The sequence below is a fragment of the Sedimenticola hydrogenitrophicus genome (assembly GCF_025175675.1).
GTDB classification, from domain to species: Bacteria; Pseudomonadota; Gammaproteobacteria; order Chromatiales; family Chromatiaceae; genus Sedimenticola; species Sedimenticola hydrogenitrophicus.
The window spans coordinates 58,049-76,212 of sequence record NZ_JANIOA010000003.1 but is presented as its reverse complement, the minus strand read 5'-3'; the positions used below and the strand labels follow the sequence as shown (position 1 = coordinate 76,212).

At 60.1% G+C, this 18,164-nt stretch carries 13 protein-coding genes; 10 read left to right on the top strand and 3 right to left on the bottom strand.

The window, feature by feature from the left end; all coding sequences use genetic code 11:
• Positions 1–154: 154 nt before the first annotated feature.
• Entirely contained in the window at positions 155–544 is a 390-nt protein-coding gene (gene queF, locus NPX02_RS03120; protein ID WP_260291743.1) for a preQ(1) synthase, read from the bottom strand.
• A 211-nt stretch (positions 545–755) separates the two neighbouring features.
• Here queF and smc point away from each other — a divergent pair, with 211 nt between their 5' ends.
• The 7 genes from smc to ihfB all read left to right on the top strand — a co-directional run bounded on the left by smc (position 756) and on the right by ihfB (position 11,731).
• On the top strand, positions 756–4,262 hold the full coding sequence (smc, locus tag NPX02_RS03115) for a chromosome segregation protein SMC (RefSeq protein ID WP_260291742.1): 3,507 nt from the start codon (positions 756–758) through the stop codon (positions 4,260–4,262).
• A gap of 103 nt (positions 4,263–4,365) precedes the next feature.
• A complete protein-coding gene (locus NPX02_RS03110; protein ID WP_260291741.1) occupies positions 4,366–5,196 on the top strand; it encodes a cell division protein ZipA in 831 nt (276 codons plus the stop codon).
• Positions 5,193–7,208: an NAD-dependent DNA ligase LigA gene (gene ligA, locus NPX02_RS03105; protein ID WP_260291740.1), complete on the top strand. Its 2,016-nt coding sequence runs from the start codon at positions 5,193–5,195 to the stop codon at positions 7,206–7,208. Before NPX02_RS03110 ends, ligA begins: the two co-directional genes overlap by 4 nt.
• A 363-nt stretch (positions 7,209–7,571) precedes the next feature.
• Complete coding sequence (gene aroA, locus NPX02_RS03100) at positions 7,572–8,897, top strand: 3-phosphoshikimate 1-carboxyvinyltransferase (protein ID WP_260291739.1); 1,326 nt, start codon at positions 7,572–7,574, stop codon at positions 8,895–8,897.
• Complete coding sequence (cmk, locus tag NPX02_RS03095) at positions 8,898–9,563, top strand: (d)CMP kinase (RefSeq protein ID WP_260291738.1); 666 nt, start codon at positions 8,898–8,900, stop codon at positions 9,561–9,563.
• A gap of 103 nt (positions 9,564–9,666) precedes the next feature.
• Positions 9,667–11,343: a 30S ribosomal protein S1 gene (rpsA, locus tag NPX02_RS03090; RefSeq protein WP_260291737.1), complete on the top strand. Its 1,677-nt coding sequence runs from the start codon at positions 9,667–9,669 to the stop codon at positions 11,341–11,343.
• 79 nt (positions 11,344–11,422) lie between these two features.
• Positions 11,423–11,731 (top strand): integration host factor subunit beta, encoded by a 309-nt coding sequence (gene ihfB / locus NPX02_RS03085; RefSeq protein WP_260291736.1) that lies wholly within the window; start codon positions 11,423–11,425, stop codon positions 11,729–11,731.
• Positions 11,732–12,068: 337 nt separating this feature from the next.
• On the opposite strand, the gene NPX02_RS03080 is transcribed toward ihfB, so the two are convergent.
• Positions 12,069–12,239 (bottom strand): hypothetical protein, encoded by a 171-nt coding sequence (locus tag NPX02_RS03080; protein ID WP_260291735.1) that lies wholly within the window; start codon positions 12,237–12,239, stop codon positions 12,069–12,071.
• 843 nt (positions 12,240–13,082) lie between these two features.
• Between NPX02_RS03080 and NPX02_RS03075 the strand changes: the two genes are divergently transcribed.
• From NPX02_RS03075 to NPX02_RS03065, 3 genes are all read left to right on the top strand, one after another.
• A complete protein-coding gene (locus tag NPX02_RS03075; RefSeq protein WP_260291734.1) occupies positions 13,083–15,419 on the top strand; it encodes a Tex family protein in 2,337 nt (778 codons plus the stop codon).
• A gap of 340 nt (positions 15,420–15,759) precedes the next feature.
• Positions 15,760–16,602, top strand: coding sequence for a polysaccharide deacetylase family protein (locus NPX02_RS03070; protein WP_260291733.1), 843 nt, complete (start codon positions 15,760–15,762; stop codon positions 16,600–16,602).
• A 335-nt stretch (positions 16,603–16,937) separates the two neighbouring features.
• Positions 16,938–17,279, top strand: a complete 342-nt coding sequence (locus tag NPX02_RS03065; protein ID WP_260291732.1) for an SET domain-containing protein — start codon at positions 16,938–16,940, stop codon at positions 17,277–17,279.
• Positions 17,280–17,502: 223 nt separating this feature from the next.
• On the opposite strand, the gene lexA is transcribed toward NPX02_RS03065, so the two are convergent.
• Positions 17,503–18,108 carry a transcriptional repressor LexA gene (gene lexA, locus NPX02_RS03060; protein ID WP_260291829.1) on the bottom strand — a complete coding sequence of 202 codons (606 nt, stop codon included), beginning with the start codon at positions 18,106–18,108 and terminating at the stop codon, positions 17,503–17,505.
• Between the last annotated feature and the right edge of the window lie 56 nt (positions 18,109–18,164).

Below are 18,164 nucleotides of genomic sequence, written 5' to 3'. Positions count from 1 at the left end.
GATGCGGTTCGCAAGCTCACCGGCATCCTACAAGCCCCTTGTGGATATGTGGCGTGGGCACATTTTTTGTGCCCACGCGAATAAAACTTTTCGGGTGATTCGCCCAGCCAAATCAACACCAGCAGATGACTGGGACAGGGCCTGGAAAACTCGCTCAGGGCAGGGTGACCGGCACCGGCGGCTGCCAGTTTTCCGCCCGGTGTTCGGCTACCACCGTGGTATAGATACCGCCACGTACATTGAAGTCGGCGGTCAGGCGCATGAAGCGGGGCTGGGTGGCCGCCACCAGATCACTCAGGATCCGGTTGGTCACCGCCTCGTGAAACGCCCCCTCATCGCGGAATGACCAGGCGTACAGCTTCAGTGACTTCAGCTCGACGCAGAGTTTATCGGCAATGTACTCGATGGTGAGCTCGGCAAAATCGGGTTGCCCGGTCTTGGGGCAGAGACAGGTGAACTCCGGCACCTCGATGCGGATGGTGTAGTCCCGGTCCGGCTGTGGATTGTCGAAGGTTTCCAGGGTCTTGCTGGGTTGGCTTGGCATGTGCGAATCTACTCGATCTGTGGAAGAAATTCGGCGATTATACGGGAGTTGCGGGCCGGTCTGAAGCAAGCGCCCGCACCGACCGGATAAATATTAACTATTACAAGTAATTATAGTTAATAAACAATAAGATAAATACACTACTTAAAGTAAAATAACCTGGCCCGGTTCGCTTGTGCCCAAGGCCGCCTGTCTGTATGTTACCGAGTCTATGCGATTAGAGAAAATCAAACTGGCCGGATTCAAATCCTTTGTCGATCCGACGACCGTGTATATACCAAGCAATCTGGTCGGCATTGTGGGACCGAATGGCTGTGGCAAATCCAACGTGATCGATGCGGTACGCTGGGTGATGGGGGAGAGTTCCGCCAAGATGCTGCGTGGCGAGTCGATGGCGGATGTGATCTTCAACGGCTCCACCAGCCGCAAGCCGGTCGGCACGGCCAGCATCGAGCTGGTGTTTGACAACAGCGACGGCACCGCCGGCGGCCAGTATGCCCAGTACAGCACCATCTCGGTCAAGCGCCAGGTCTCCCGCGACGGTCAGTCGAACTACTTTATGAACGGAGGGCGCTGCCGCCGGCGCGACATCACCGACCTGTTCCTTGGCACCGGCCTCGGTCCGCGCAGCTACTCCATTATCGAACAGGGCATGATCTCACGGCTGATCGAGGCACGGCCGGAAGACCTGCGCGCCTTCCTGGAGGAGGCGGCCGGCATCTCCAAATACAAGGAGCGGCGGCGCGATACCGAAAACCGGATTCGTCGCACCAAGGAGAACCTGGACCGGTTGAACGACCTGCGCGAGGAGATCGCCAAGCAGCTGCAGCACCTGCAGCGCCAGGCCAATACCGCCGAGCGTTACAAGGAGTATAAGGAGCAGGAACGGCGCCTGCAGGCCGAGCTGCTGGCCCTGCGCTGGCGCGGTATGGATGACGACATCAAACGCCGCGACCAGGAGATCCTGGAGCAGGAGACCGACCTGGAGGCGGCCATCGCCCGGCAGCGGCGTCTGGAAGCGGAGATTGAAAAGGATCGCAGCGGTCACACCGAGGCCAATGACAATTTCAACGAGGTGCAGGGGCGCTTCTATGCGGTCGGCAGCGAGATCGCCCGCCTGGAGCAGTCGATCCAGTACGCCAGGGAGAGTCGTGCCCAGTTCGAACATGATCTGCACCAGACCGAGCAGGCGTGGCAGGAGTCCAGCGACCACCGCCAGCAGGACGAGGCACGCCTCGAAGAGCTGAACGCCAGCCTGGAAGAGCAGGAACCGCTGCTGGAACAGGCGCGGGAGATAGAACTGGAGTCCGCCACCCGGCTGGCGGACGCCGAGCAGGCCATGCAGGCCTGGCAGAATGAGTGGGAGCGCTTCAATCACCAGGCGGCGGAACCGGCCCAGACCGCCCAGGTCGAGCGTACCCGCATCAATCACCTGGATGACAAGGGCAGCCAGACGCAGAAACGGCTGGAACGCTTCATGGAAGAGCTGGAACGGCTCAACGACCAGCCGCTACTGGAGAGTATCCAGATCCTGGAGCTGCAGGAGCAGGAGCGCGAAGAGCAGTCGACGCTGCTGCAGGAGAATCTGACCACAGCGGCCGACAGCATCACCACGATTCGCCAGGCCAACCTGCAGACCGGGCAGCTGCTGGACGAGGCCCGCGCGGCACTGCAGACGGCACGCGGCCGACACGCCTCGCTGGAGGCGCTGCAGCAGGCTGCCCTGGGCAAACAGGAGCACGCGGTTACCGAGTGGCTGGAGGACCAGGGTCTGGGAAAGGCCTCCCGGCTGGCCCAGGAGATCGAGGTGGAATCCGGCTGGCAGCGGGCGGTGGAGACCGTTCTGGGCTTCCATCTGCAGTCGGTCTGCCGTGCCGGACTGAACGACCTGCAGGGTGTCCTGGACACCTTTGAGAGCGGTGCCCTCAGCCTGTTCGATACCAGCATCACCGGGGAGGCCCCGGCTGCCGCGGCCGATGCGCTGCTGCACCGGGTCCAGGCGCCCTGGTCACTGGCCGGGCTGCTGGGCAAGGTGCGCACGGCGGCCGACCTGGCCCAGGCCTATGCCCTGCGCGGCAGCCTGCAAGCCGATGAATCGGTAATCACCCCGGAGGGCGTCTGGCTGGGCCGCAACTGGTTGCGCCTGAGCCGGGGCGAGGACGAGACCTCCGGTGTGCTGGCGCGGGAACAGGAGATCCGCCAGCTGGGTGAGCGGATTGACCAGTTGGAGGCACAGGCAGAGCAGGCCGCGGCGGCGCTGGCCGAGGGGCGTGAGCGGCTGCATGCGGCGGAACAGGAGAAGGAACAGGCCCAGAAACAGCTCAACGAGGTTAACCGGGGACTCTCCGAGCTGCGCTCGCAACTGACCGGCAAGCGCACCCGTGCCGAGCATCTGAAACACCGGGGTGAAACCATCCAGCGCGAGATGGATGAACTGCGCGAGCAGGCCGAAGCGGACCGGGAGGAGCTGGAGCTGTCGCGGGCGCGACTGCACGCCGCCCTGGACGAGATGGAGACCCTGGGCGAAAGACGGGAACTGCTGGTGCAGCAGCGGGAGACCCTCAGCCGGACCCTGAATGAGATCCGCGAGGAGTCCCACCGGCAGCGCAACCAGGCCCATGCCGTCGCCCTGCAGATTGAATCCATGCGCAGCTCCCACGCCTCCCTGACCCAGAGTCTGGAGCGCATGCAGGGCCAGCTGGCGCACCTGACAACGCGTCGCGAGGAGCTGATGCAGGCCCTGGAAGAGGGGCAGGAGCCGCTGCTGGAGAAGGGCGAGGCCCTGGAACGGCAACTGGCCCTGCGGGTCGAGGTGGAGGCGGAGCTGGGCAGGGCGCGCGCCACCCTGGAAGAGATCGATGTCCGGGTCCGGCGGCTGGAGCAGGAACGTTCGGCCTGCGAACAGGAGGTGATGCGTCAGCGTACCATTATGGATCAGGCGCGGATGGGGCGGCAGGAGGTGCTGATCCGCTGCAAGACCGTGGAAGAGCAGTTGAAGGAGACCGGCTTCCAGCGTGAACAGCTGTTCCTGGAACTGCCGGGCGAGGCCGGTATCGAGGCGTGGCAGCAGCAGGTGGAGCAGATGGATGCCCGCATTCGCCGCCTCGGCCCGATCAATCTGGCGGCCATCGATGAGTACCAGGAGCAGTCCGAACGGATGAACTACCTGGACGCCCAGCATGCCGATGTGACCGAATCGCTGGAGACCCTGGAGAATGCCATCCGCAAGATCGACCGGGAGACCCGCACCCGCTTCAGGGAGACCTTCGACAAGGTCAATATCGGCCTGCAGGAGAAGTTTCCGCGCCTGTTCGGTGGCGGGCACGCCTATCTGCAGCTGACCGGGGAGGACCTGCTGGACACCGGCGTCACGGTCATGGCGCGGCCGCCCGGCAAGCGCAATTCCAGCATCCATCTGCTGTCGGGCGGCGAAAAGGCACTCACCGCGGTGGCCCTGGTGTTCGCCATCTTTGAACTGAATCCGGCGCCGTTCTGTATGCTCGACGAGGTGGATGCGCCGCTGGACGATGCCAATGTGGGACGTTTCTGCGAACTGGTGAAGTCCATGTCGGAGCAGGTGCAGTTCATCTTCATCAGCCATAACAAGATCACCATGGAGATCGCCAACCAGCTTACCGGTGTCACCATGCATGAGCCGGGCGTATCGCGCCTGGTCTCGGTGGATATCTCGGAGGCGGCCGCACTGGCGGCCATGTAGGCGCGCCCGTGGGCCTTGCCGAATTGACGAAAAGCGTACAAAAAACGCCAGGGGCGCTGTACTATCAATCGCACGACACCAACTCCAGTGAATCTGTAAACGAATGGATGCCGATATACTTCGTCTGATCTTGTTTGTCTCCGGCGTGGGCCTGATCCTGGGGATCTATTTCTGGGATCGCCACAAAAAGATCAATGCCCGGGTGCATGCCATACGCAAGGCGCAACTGGAGACGGCTGACTCACCCGGGGCAGCGACCGAACGGGTCGACCCCCGATGGAGCGAAACACCGGAAAGCGAGGGTTCGGGCGAACCGCTGGTTGGCCCCGGGGCGGTCGCCGCTGCCCATGATGAGGCGTTGGAGGCCGACCTGGAACAACTCGGTCGGGTGGTGCATGAACCCTACCTTGAGGCGGAGCCAAAGCGACGTCAGGAGTCCTTTTCGTTTACCGCCGAGGACCCCGATGAGGTACGGGACGAACTGCTCCGGGACGGGCTCCCGTGCCTGATACTGCAGATCAACGTCGTCGCCTCAAACGGGACTTTTTCCGGGGAAGATATATTGCGGGTGGCCGGTGACGTGGAGCTGGAACACGGCGATCTGAACATTTTTCACCGCTATGACACCACCGGCCGCCGGCCGCGGGTGATTTTCAGTATGGCGAGCATGCTCGAACCGGGCGTGTTCCCGCTGGATAAAATGGACACCTTCCGTACCCCCGGTCTGGTGCTGTTTGGCCAGCTGCCGGGGCCCAAGGATGGTCTGGCCGCCTTCGCCGACATGCTGTTTACCGCCGAGCGCCTGGCGGCGCTGCTGGAAGGTGAGCTGCAGGATGAGACCCACAGCGTGCTCAGCAAGCAGACCATCGAACATATTCGCGGGCGCATCCTGGAGCACCGCCGACAGCTGCAATTAGCTCTCAGTAAACGATGAGCATTCCCGCGGAGATTTCACAGCGTGCGGCCGAGCTGCGCGAGCAGCTCGATCTGCATAACTATCGCTACTATGTGCTGGATGACCCGCTGATACCGGATAGCGACTATGACCGGCTGATGCGGGAACTGCAGTCGCTGGAGCAGCAGCACCCCGAGCTGATTGTGCCGGACTCGCCGACCCAGCGGGTCGGGGCCGAACCGTTGGGGTCGTTTGGCGAGGTGCGGCATCGGGTGCCGATGCTGTCGCTGGACAATGCCTTTTCCGATGCCGAGATGGTCGACTTCGATCGCCGGGTGCGGGAACGGCTGGGCGCGCACGATCCCATCCGCTACGCCGCCGAGCCGAAGCTGGACGGGCTGGCCATCAGTCTGCGCTACGAGTCGGGCCTGCTGGTGCAGGCCGCCACCCGCGGCGACGGCAGCCGGGGCGAGGACGTGACCCAGAACGTGCGTACCATTCCCTCGGTGCCGCTGCGGCTGCTGGGTGATGACTGGCCGGCGGTGCTGGAGGTGCGGGGGGAGATCTATATGCCCCTGGCCGGCTTCGAGCGGCTGAATCAGCGGGCGTGGAGCAACGGGGAGAAGGGGTTTGCCAACCCGCGCAATGCCGCCGCCGGCAGCCTGCGCCAGCTCGACCCCCGGATCACCGCGCAACGCCCGCTGGCCATGTACTGCTACGGCTTTGGCGAGATTGCCGACAGCCCCCTGGCCGAAACCCAGAGCGAGAGTATCCGCCGCCTGACCCGCTGGGGACTGCGTATTTCACCGGAAATGCGCACCGTCGAGGGTATCGACGGCTGTCTCGGCTATTACCGCGAGATCGGTGAGAAACGCGACCGGCTGGACTATGAGATCGATGGCGTGGTGTTCAAGGTGGACAGCCTGGCGCAGCAGCGGCAACTGGGCTTTGTCTCGCGCGCGCCGCGCTGGGCCATCGCGCGGAAGTTTCCCGCCCAGGAGGAGATGACCCGGCTGCTGGCCATCGATATCCAGGTGGGTCGGACCGGCGCCCTCACCCCGGTGGCGCGGCTGCAGCCGGTCACTGTGGCGGGCGTCACCGTCACCAATGCCACGCTGCATAACGAGGACGAGATCCGCCGCAAGGACATCTGGATCGGCGACAGCGTGATCGTCCGCCGGGCCGGGGATGTCATACCCCAGGTGGTCCGCTCGCTGCCGGAACGGCGTCCCGCCGATGCCCACCCGTTTACCATGCCGCAACAGTGCCCGGTTTGCGGCGCCGACGCGATACGCGATGCGGACGAGGCGGCGGTGCGTTGCAGCGGCGGTCTGTTCTGTCCCGCGCAGCGACGCCAGGCGATCCGCCATTTCGCCTCGCGCCGGGCCATGGATATCGAAGGGCTGGGCGACAAGTTGGTGGACCAGTTGGTGACCCTGGGCATGGTGGAGACACCGGCCGACCTGTTTGGTCTGCAGCTCGCGGCGCTGGAAGGGATGGAGCGCATGGGCCGGAAGTCGGCGGAAAATCTGCTCAACGCCCTGGAGAAGAGCAAACAGACCAGCCTGGGACGTTTCCTGTTCGCCCTGGGTATCCGCGAGGTGGGCGAGACTACGGCGCAGTCGCTGGCCAACTATTTCGGTGAGCTGGAGCCGGTGATGCAGGCCGATGTCGAGGCGTTGCAGCGGGTCCCGGACGTGGGACCGGTGGTGGCCGAACATGTGTTCACCTTCTTTCGTCAGGCGCACAACCAGGAGGTGATTCGGGCGCTGATCGACGCCGGGTTGCGCTGGGAGCCCATCGCCGTACCGGATGCGGCCAGCCAGACCCTGGCGGGCAAGGTGTTCGTGATCACCGGTACCCTCAGTCGGCCGCGGGAGGAGATCAAACAGCAGTTGATCGCCCTCGGCGCCAAGGTGAGCGGCAGTGTCTCGAAAAAGACCGATTACCTGATCGCCGGCGCCGAGGCGGGCTCCAAGCTGACCAAGGCCGAAACCCTGGGGGTGGCTGTACTCGATGAGGCAGGCCTGAACCGGCTGCTGGAGGTATAGAGGTGTAGGATGCGGTGAGTAACACGAACCGCATCAAGGCGGCTGCCGTTCCCGGTGAGGCTTGGTGCGGTTCGCGAGCTCACCGGCACCCTACATCAAGGTCGGGTGGGTGTCCGTTTGCGTTTATTCCATCCTTAGGTCCGTAAACGGTGCATGGCATCCTCGGCTCCATAAACGGCACATCCCTGTACCACTCATCCTGCACCACTCCTTGCGGCTATATAAAAGGCATTTGGTCATGGCTGAGTCTGAGGGGTAATAAGGTAACCCATTGTTTCATATTGTTGTTTGGTGTTTACTTGCGGCCCGTTTGGGGCTAAGCTGTGCGCCCTTTTCCTCCCTGTCGCTATTCTGGAGACTCCGTTGAGTTCAGCCGAAAATCTGGTTTTTCATGTCCGTCCGGGGGGCTGCCTGAGCGGCACCCTGCGCGTGCCGGGCGATAAATCGATCTCGCACCGTTCCATCATGCTCGGCTCGCTGGCGGAGGGAACGACCCGCATCAGAGGCTTTCTGGAGGGTGAGGACAGCCTGGCGACCCTGCGGGCGTTTCGTGACCTGGGGGTGGATATCACCGGTCCGGTAGCCGGGGCGGTTACCATTCAGGGAGTGGGCATGCATGGCCTCCAGCCCCCGGCGGGTCCGCTGGACCTGGGAAACTCAGGCACCTCCATGCGCCTGCTGGCCGGCTTGCTGGCCGGTCAGGGTCTGGAGCTGACACTGATCGGCGACAGTTCCCTGTCGACCCGGCCGATGCGCCGCGTGACCGATCCGCTGCAGCGCATGGGCGCGCGGGTGGAGACCACCGAACTGGGCACTGCACCACTGCGGATCCATCCGGTCGGAAGCCTGAAGGCGATCGATTACCCGCTGCCGGTGGCCAGCGCCCAGATCAAATCCTGCCTGCTGCTGGCCGGGCTCTATGCCGAAGGGACCACCCGGATCACCGAACCGGCCCCCACCCGGGATCACACCGAGCGCATGCTCAGCGGTTTCGGCTACCCGGTTGAGCGCACCGGGGCCAGTGTCTCCGTCGAAGGCGGCGGAACACTGACCGCCCGCGACATCGACATACCGGCGGATATCTCCTCGGCGGCGTTCTTCCTGGTCGGCGCCAGTATCGCGCCCGGCTCGGATATCCTGCTGCAACACGTGGGAATCAATCCGACCCGGGACGGGGTGATCAATATCCTGCGCCTGATGGGCGCGGATATCGAGATCCTCAACCGGCGGGATGTGGGAGGGGAGCCGGTGGCGGACCTGCGGGTACGCTCTGCCGGTCTGCGCGGCATCAGAATACCGGTGGATCAGGTGCCGCTGGCGATTGACGAATTTCCGGCGCTGTTTGTCGCCGCCGCCTGTGCCGAGGGTGAGACCGTGCTGACCGGGGCCGAAGAGCTTCGGGTCAAGGAGAGCGACCGGATCCAGGTAATGGCCGATGGCCTGACCGCGCTGGGGGTACGTGCAACGCCCACGCCGGATGGGATCGTGATTCAGGGCGGGAATATCCACGGTGGCCGGGTCGGCAGTCATGGTGATCACCGGATCGCCATGGCGTTTGCCATGGCCGCGCTACGTGCCGAGGGTGAGATTTTGATCGATGACTGCAGTAACGTGAACACCTCATTCCCGGGATTCGCCGAACTGGCCGCCAACGCCGGCCTGGCCATAGAAGGCAAAAAGGAGAACTGAATGGCACCTGTTATTACCATCGACGGGCCCAGCGGCTCCGGCAAGGGGACCATTGCCAGCCGGCTCGCCGAGATACTGGGCTGGCGTTGTCTCGACAGCGGGGCGCTCTACCGGTTGCTGGGATACTCGGCAGAGCGGGCCGGAATCGCTTTCGATGATGTGAAACAATTGGCGCAGATGGCACTCAAAATGAATATCGAGTTCCGTGAGGGACGTGTCCTGCTCGATGGCGAGGATGTCAGTCTGGCGATTCGTACCGAACAGGCGGGCAACGCCGCCTCGAAGGTCGCCGCGTTACCTGAAGTACGCGAGACGCTGCTGACCTGGCAGCGGGCGTGTGCCGTCGAGCCGGGACTGGTGGCCGATGGCAGGGATATGGGCAGCGTGGTTTTTCCCGCGGCGGAGGTGAAGATATTTCTCGATGCCAGCGCGGAGGAACGTGCGCAACGTCGATATAAGCAGTTGATAGAGAAGGGTTTAAGTGCTAACCTTACGAGTCTGATTGCGGAGATTCGCGAACGGGATGACCGGGACCGGAACCGCAGTGTGGCGCCACTGAAGGCCCCTGATGGGGCGTTGATCGTGGACTCAACGGCACTCTCCATTGATGAGGTGCTGAAACGGGTGCTGGCAAGGGTCTATCAGGTCCTGCCGGAACTCGAGTAACTGGTGGCCCGTTACAGGGCTGTTTTTTTTAACATCAACCCACGTCGACCGTGATGTATTCAGGTCGATATTTAATCGGTTCGCCGATTAGGATTATTAACCCATGACCGAAAGCTTTGCTGAACTTTTTGAAGAGAGCGTCGCGCAAACTCAGCTGCGCACCGGTGCCATCATCGTTGGTACCGTCCTGGAGATCACCAATGACGCCGTGATAGTCAATGCCGGACTGAAATCTGAAGGTGTTATCCCCAGGAGCCAGTTCCTGAACCTGAACGGAGAGCTCGAAGTCTCCGTGGGTGACCAGGTCGAGGTAGCTCTCGACGCTGTGGAAGATGGATTCGGTGCGACCCGTCTTTCCCGTGAAAAGGCCAAACGCCATCACGCCTGGAAGGTCCTCGAAACAGCGTTCGAGGCGGAAGAGAATGTCACCGGCCGTATCAACGGCAAGGTTAAGGGCGGATTCACCGTCGAACTCGGCGAGATTCGTGCCTTCCTACCCGGTTCACTGGTGGACGTCCGTCCGGTTCGGGATACCACCTACCTTGAAGGTAAGGATCTTGAATTCAAGGTGATCAAGCTGGATCAGCGTCGTAACAATGTCGTGGTTTCACGGCGTGCGGTGGTCGAGACCGAATACAGTGCCGAGCGTGAAGCGCTGCTGGAAAGTCTGCAGGAAGGCATCGAGATCAAGGGTATTGTCAAGAATCTCACCGACTATGGTGCCTTCGTCGATCTCGGCGGCATCGATGGTCTGCTGCACATTACCGATATGGCCTGGAAACGCGTCAAACACCCCTCCGAGGTGGTTGAGATCGGTGAAGAGATTGCCGTCAAGGTTCTCAAGTTCGACCGCGACAAGCAGCGTGTCTCCCTCGGCCTGAAGCAGATGGGCGATGATCCCTGGACCAATCTGGCGCGTCGTTATCCCGAGAACACCCGTCTCTTCGGCAAGGTGACCAACCTGGCCGACTACGGCTGCTTCGTTGAGATCGAAGAGGGTGTCGAAGGCCTGGTTCACGTCTCCGAGATGGATTGGACCAATAAGAACATTCATCCTTCCAAGCTGGTTCAGCTGGGTGATGAAGTCGAGGTCATGGTGCTTGATATCGACGAGGAGCGTCGGCGTATCTCCCTGGGCATGAAACAGTGCAAGAACAACCCCTGGGAAGAGTTTGCCGAGACCCACAAGAAGGGCGATCACGTCACCGGCAAGATCAAGTCGATCACCGACTTCGGTGTGTTTATCGGACTGGACGGTGGTATCGATGGCCTGGTTCACCTGTCGGATATCTCCTGGGATGAGGCTGGTGAAGAGGGCGTGCGTGACTACAAGAAGGGTCAGGAACTGGAGACGGTTGTCCTCTCGGTTGATCCCGAACGTGAGCGTATCTCCCTGGGCATTAAACAGCTCGACAAAGATCCCTTCTCCGCTTACCTGGCAAATAATGCCAAAGGCGATATCGTCAAGGGTGTAGTGAAGGAAGTGGACAAGCGCGGTGCGGTCATTACCCTGGCCGAGGGGATCGAGGGCTACATCCGTGGCTCGGAAATCTCCAGGGAGCGTATCGAAGATGCACGTTCCGAGCTGAAGGAAGGGGATGAAGTCGAGGCCCGCTTCCTGGGTGTGGACCGCAAGAACCGCACCATTACCCTCTCTATCAAGGCGAAGGACTTTGCTGAAGAGCAGGCGGCGATCAAGTCCTATTCAAGTGCTCCAACAGGTACCGCTACTCTTGGCGATATGCTGAAGGCACAGATGGACGAAGCATCCAAGAAGTGATCCGTTGCGGTAAACGCAGTTGATCTGGTAGCCGGAACCCGGAAACGGGTTCCGGCCTCATCAAGGGGATTCAAAAAGAATGACAAAATCTGAATTGATTGACGTCATCGCAAAAGAACAAAGCCACCTTGCCTACCGTGACGTGGAGTTGGCTATCAAATGCATGTTGGAACAGATGAGTCAGACCCTGGCCTCCGGGGAACGCATTGAGATTCGGGGCTTTGGGAGTTTCTCGCTGCACTTTCGCCCGCCGAGACAGGGACGCAATCCGAAGACCGGTGCGTCGGTGGCGCTGGCCGGAAAGTATGTTCCACATTTCAAACCGGGTAAGGAGCTACGTGAGCGGGTGAATGAAAGTGCCGCCGGCGGATCCAAAATAACCGGCTGATCAACAAATACACCCTGAATTTTTTAATCTGGCGGATTGCTTAATCTGCCGGATTATTTGATCTGGAAGTCACGCTTCCAGATCAAATAATGCTGGCGTCCCGCGGCAGCATTTCACGGTCCTTTTTCCAGGCGACCCGCCACCTCACCTGCAGCTTGCGCTGGTTAACTACCTCCGGCAAAGCCGGGGCTTAGGGCCTGTCACTCAATAACTATTTCGCCTTGTTGGTCTTTTCGTCCGCCTTCGGCGTTACGGCAAGGCTTACATAGTGTGACGGCGCCGAACCACGGATACACACAGATGAACACGGATGGGATAGGTCACGCCCGACAGACTCCTAGACGGATATCGCCATGGCCAGGAAATAGACCGAGGTGACCACCGCGACCGAAACCAGGTGCAACCGCGATTCCGATCGGGAAGGTTTCCTGCTTAGATTGCATGCCATCAAACTGGGTATCTGATTGCGAACCTGATCCTGCATGATATAGCCGTTTTTATAGCTCATTGTGCTCACCTGATAGGTCAACTGTGGGGGCAATTGCGACGTTCACTCCCTGCGATGGTCGCACATCAGGACAGTCCTTGTTCTCTAGTGGTTCTATCCTAGCATCGATAGAACAAAAAGAGAACCACTATTTTGTGCCGGGTCAGGGCCTGGGATAAAGGAACAAAACCGGGCAGAGTCGATGATTTCCATAGACTTTGCGTGATCTGCGTATCAGGGAGTTTCACGCCGGTCAGATGCAGGCCGGACAGAGTCCTGGCAGGGGCCGAATAATCTCCTATATAATTGCTGCAGTATTTTTAAATGCTAACGACGCTATGCGGAACATGACTATCGATGCCTGTATAGAGGCCATTTGTAGAAACGGGTGCCAGGAGGTACGGCGTAAAATCCAGTTGCTGGAGCAGGGTCAGGCCTTGCCGGAACTGTCACACCTCAGGCCGGAGGCGCAACAGGCGGTGCTGGACGAACTCAAATCAATCATGTCCGTTTATACGGATAGCTGCAGCGTCTGAATCCCACCGGCTGCTTTTATTCAGGCACCTGGCGGGCATTTTCGCTCCTGGCGAGGCCAGGTCCGACAGGTGCCTGGGATGGGCAATTAGCGATTCATCGTCATAATGAAAACTGTATTGAGCCGAGCCAGTTGGCCCGGCTCTGTTTTGTCCAGGGATGGACTTATGCCGCGGAGGCCAGGGATGGCCGTAGGGGCAACCCCCCGTGGTTGCCCGGACAAAGGGCAGGCACAGGGGCCTGCCCCTACGGGCCGCGAAAACCCTGACTGGCCGGAGCGGCTTTGTACGCCTGCCTGACGACAGCATATAACCGAGATCGTAAGTTGTGATGCAGAAAATTATTAGTCAGATCGCCGAAGAGTTGAGTGTGGCCATGCCCCAGGTGATGGCCGCGGTAGGGCTGCTGGATGAAGGTGCAACCGTGCCATTCATCTCCCGCTACAGGAAGGAGAAAACCGGTGGCCTGGACGATGCGCAACTGCGGAATCTGGAAGAACGCCTGGGTTATCTGCGCGAACTTGAGGAGCGGCGTACGACCGTGCTCAACAGCATTCGCGAACAGGGCAAACTGACCGAGGCGCTGGAGAAGGATATTGTCACCGCCGAGACCAAAACCCGACTGGAAGATCTCTACCTGCCTTACCGACCCAAAAGAAGGACCAAGGCACAGATCGCACGGGAGGCCGGGATCGAGCCGTTGGCACTGAAACTGCTCGCCGATCCGACACTCGATCCGCAGGCGGAGGCGTCAGGATATATCGATCAGGAAGCCGGTTTTGCCGATGAAAAGGCGGTGCTTGAGGGGGCGCGGCAGATCCTCATGGAGCGCTTTGCTGAGAATGCGGAACTGCTCGGCACATTGCGCGACTACCTCTGGAATCAGGGTGTCGTCAAGTCTCAGGTGGTCAAGGGAAAGGAACAGGAGGCGGCCAAGTTCAAGGATTACTTCGAGTATGCCGAAGCGATTCGCCAGATCCCGTCCCATCGGGCATTGGCGCTGTTTCGCGGGCGCAACGAGAGTCTGCTGAATCTGGAACTGGTTGTTGATGAGGCTATCCAGGGCACCTCTCCCTGTGAAATGACCATCGCCCGTCAGGTGGGGGTAGAGGATCAGGGGCGTGCGGCGGACGCCTGGTTGAAAGAGTGCGTGCGCTGGGCATGGCGGGTCAAGATTTTCAGCCACCTTGACCTGGAGCTGAAGATGCGCCTGCGTGAGGCGGCGGAAGAGGAGGCTATCAAGGTATTTGGTCACAATCTCCATGACCTGTTGTTGGCGGCCCCGGCAGGCAACTTGCCGATTCTCGGGCTCGACCCGGGTCTGCGCACCGGGGTCAAGGTGGCCGTGGTGGATGCCACCGGAAAAGTACTGGATACGGCCACCATCTATCCGCATGCCCCGAAATATCAGTGGGACGCCTCCATCGCATCACTGGCGGTGCTTGCCAAGCGCCACGGGGTTTGTCTCACGGCCATCGGCAATGGCACGGCCTCTCGGGAAACCGACCGGTTGGTGGCTGACATGATCAAACGCCATCCCGAGCTGAAGCTGCAGAAGGTGATGGTGAGCGAGGCTGGGGCGTCGGTCTATTCCGCTTCCGAGTTGGCATCGGCCGAACTGCCGGAGCTGGATGTGACCCTGCGCGGGGCCGTGTCGATTGCCAGAAGACTGCAGGATCCGCTGGCGGAACTGGTGAAGATCGATCCCAAGGCGATCGGCGTCGGCCAATACCAGCACGATGTCAATCAGACACGCCTGGCCCGGCAGCTGGATAATATTGTGGAAGATTGCGTGAACTCGGTGGGCGTCGACATCAATACCGCCTCGCCCGCGCTGCTCGGCCAGGTTTCCGGATTAAACAGAACCCTGGCGGAAAATATCGTCCGCTACCGGAATGAACATGGTGCCTTCGTCGATCGGCGCCAGCTGCTGAAGGTGCCCAGGTTGGGTGATAAGAGTTTTGAGCAGGCGGCCGGTTTTCTCCGTATCAATGCCGGAGACAATCCCCTCGATGCTTCCTCGGTGCACCCTGAAGCCTACCCGGTTGTGGAAAAGATTCTGCGCAAGGCGGGGCGCCGTATCCAGGATGTGATCGGCGACCGGTCATTCCTCCGCACGCTCCGGCCGGAGCAGTTTACTGATGAACGATTCGGCGTGCCGACAGTGACCGATATCATTGCTGAGCTGGAGAAGCCGGGACGGGATCCCCGGGGTGAGTTTAAAACCGCCAGTTTCCAGGAAGGCATCGAAAAGGTGGCCGATCTGAAACCCGATATGGTGCTGGAGGGGGTGGTCACCAATGTGACCAATTTCGGTGCTTTTATCGATATTGGCGTCCATCAGGATGGGTTGGTCCACATCTCCGCCATGGCGGAAAAATTCGTCAAGGATCCGCGTGATGTTGTCAAGGCCGGCGATCTGGTCAAGGTCAAGGTGATGGAGGTGGATGTGGTGAGAAAACGCATCGGCCTCTCCATGCGGTTATCCGATCAGAGCGATAGCGACGACGTTAATCGCGGACAGGGGAAGCGAGGACGGGGTGTCTCCTCGGGTGAAACAGCCGCCAAGCCGAAACAGAAGCCGGCCAGGCAGCAAAAGCCGAACACTCCGGTCGCCGGGGGTGCCATGGCGGCCGCACTTGCGGATGCGTTGAAAAAGAGAAGTTAGGTCTGCCCTTTCTCCATAGGTGGGCCGGACTGCATCTGGGCGTAGAATGGGTGGAGCACCCCCATGAACTCTCTGCTGGCTCCCTCTCCGGCGCGCAACCCATCACGCACCCGCATCCGCACCCGAAGATGGGTTACGGCGCGCCCAGCCGCCATGGACAGCCTCCAACAACGGCGGCGCGCGCCTCCACCCATCCTACACACTGTTCATCGGTATTTGTGGGATAAAGGGTGGAGCCAGGTCCAATTTTCAATCCGCTGTGTGTATACTTTTCAGCGAACGGTGCAGGAATCGCTGTCAACCGGGTTTCAAAACGTGTAATCAAGGGTGTATTTAGAAATTGCGACTGTCACTTAGAATCGAGGTAGGATCAGAGAAAGGTGCGCTTGAAGGGGTACCAGCCCTGTTGCGCCTGCTGGATGAGCACCAGGTAAAGGCCTCGTTCTTTTTCAGCCTGGGTCCCGACTATACACGCTACCCATTCGCGCATCTCATCCCGACACTCATCAGACAGCGGCTGCCGGTCTCCTATATCGGCAGGCGCTGCAGGGACAATCTCCTGGCGGTGGCAAATGCCGGCCACGATATCGGCCTCTCTTCCTTCACTGCCCTGGATTGGCAACGTGATGTGGCCTTCCGAACGGCTGTCTGGACCCATAACGAGGTGGCCCGGGCGGTGGAAAACTTCACCGGTCTGTTTGGCCGAGAGCCGCGTTATTACGCTGCCAGGGGGTGGCAGGTCAATCCCCATCTGCTGACGGAAGAGGAGGGTTTCGGGTTTGAGTTCGCATCCGATGTACGGGGCCATCACATCTTTCTGCCGGAACTGCAGGGAGCCCTCTCCCGTTGTCCACAGATACCGACGACACTGCCCACGCTGGATGAACTGCTGAGCCAGGAGGAGATCAACCAGGACAATCTGCATCAGTATCTCTATGCCGCCTGCCAGCGCATCATGCCCAATGGTGAGGTCTTCAGCCTGTCCGCCGAGCGAGAAGGGGGCGAATTGCTCGAGGTGTTCGAGCGGTTGCTGGTGATGTGGAAGGGGGGGCAATGGGAGATCCGGTCCATGAGTGAGCTTTTCGGCAGGATCGGGGAGGCGCCACTGAAGCGGCATCGCATCGGCTGGGGAACCGTGGCCGGGGAGACGCGGCATCTGGCCATGCAGAGCAGTGCCCTGTGAGCGGATTGCGGGATGACCGGGCTGTGGATTGCCGGTTTCCGGACCTGCCCCGATAAATAGGGCCATTTGTTCCATACGGGTAACTACACACGGGGTGATTGGCCTGGAAAGAAATAACTGTTACATATTGCGCCGGATTTTTGTTTGCCTTCAAGGCACGGCAAGGCGCGCATAGTCGTTCTATGTAAGTCTTGCCGTAACGCCGAAGGCGGACGAAAAGACCAGCAAGATGTAATAGTTATTTATTGACAGGTCCTTACAGTCCGGGTGAGTAGTTGCCCATACGGAAAGGATATGCATGAGCCGGCAATGAAGAATCTGCGAGAGGAGGCGGCATGCCATTACAGCCTCGGGTAACAAACTGTGAGCTCAGGGAGTTGATCTATGTGGCTCCCTCAAACATCCATGGCACCGGTGTTTTTGCCAGACAGGAACTGAAAAAGGGCGATTATATAGGGACCTATCACGGCCCGACTGCCAGCCGGAATGGCACGTACGTACTCTGGGTCTACGATACGGATGATGAAGCGAACGCAATCGGGCGTAGCGGTAAAAATCTCCTGCGGTATCTCAACCACAAAATACCGGGCAACGCCGAATTTTACGGCTTTGATCTTTACGCCAGAGTCAGGATTGCTGTGGATGAGGAGATCACTTTCAATTACGAACCGACGTAGCTCCGCTGTAACTACTCACGGGGTGATTGGCCTGCCTCGCCGGCCTCACACGATGGCTTGTCTCCTCGAATCCGGCCCCATTTTCAGCGCCTGCCCAAACTCGCTTCGCTCAAACAAGGGCAGGCTTGAATCTGAAAAAAGAGCCGGATTCGAGGCGCCATCGAGATCGGCCAACAAGGCAGATCAATCAATTGTAAACTGGGTGAGTAGTTACGCTCCGCTATCAGTGATAGCGTCGCATCTGGCCGACAAGGATCCCTTGTATCCGCACCTGATCCGGTGCGTAGGTCATGGGTGACATGGTGGAATTGGCGGGGTGCAGAATCACGCAACCCGGCTTCTGCTCGATGCGTTTGAGCGTGGCGTCACTGCCATCCACCAAGGCAACGACTATCTCTCCGTTGCGTGCATGATCTCGTTGTTCGATGACGATCTGGTCACCATCGAGAATTCCCTCTTCGATCATTGAATCGCCTTTTACCTGCAGGACATAACAGGGCCGGCCGGAATGTAAAAAGTCCGGCACCTGCACCCGCTCATGCTGTTCAACCGCCTCGATCGGCCGGCCTGCGGCGATATAACCCAGGAAGGGGAGTCCCTCCATTTCATCCTGCCCCTCACCGGCGAGACGTATGCCGCGGCGACGGTTATTCATCGGCTCTATCAGGCCCGCATCGATCAGGGCCTGAATCTGCTTGTGCAGCGACCCCTTGGAGCTGAGTCCCAGGGCGCTGCAGAGCTCATCAAGTGTCGGGGGGTGGGGGAACTTGTCCAGATTGTCTTGCAGGTAGTCATATATCTCCTGCTGTCTGCGTGTCAGATGTTCTATCATGTTGTCCCCCACCTGTTCTCTAGTGGTTCTATTATAGCTTAGAGAGAACAAAT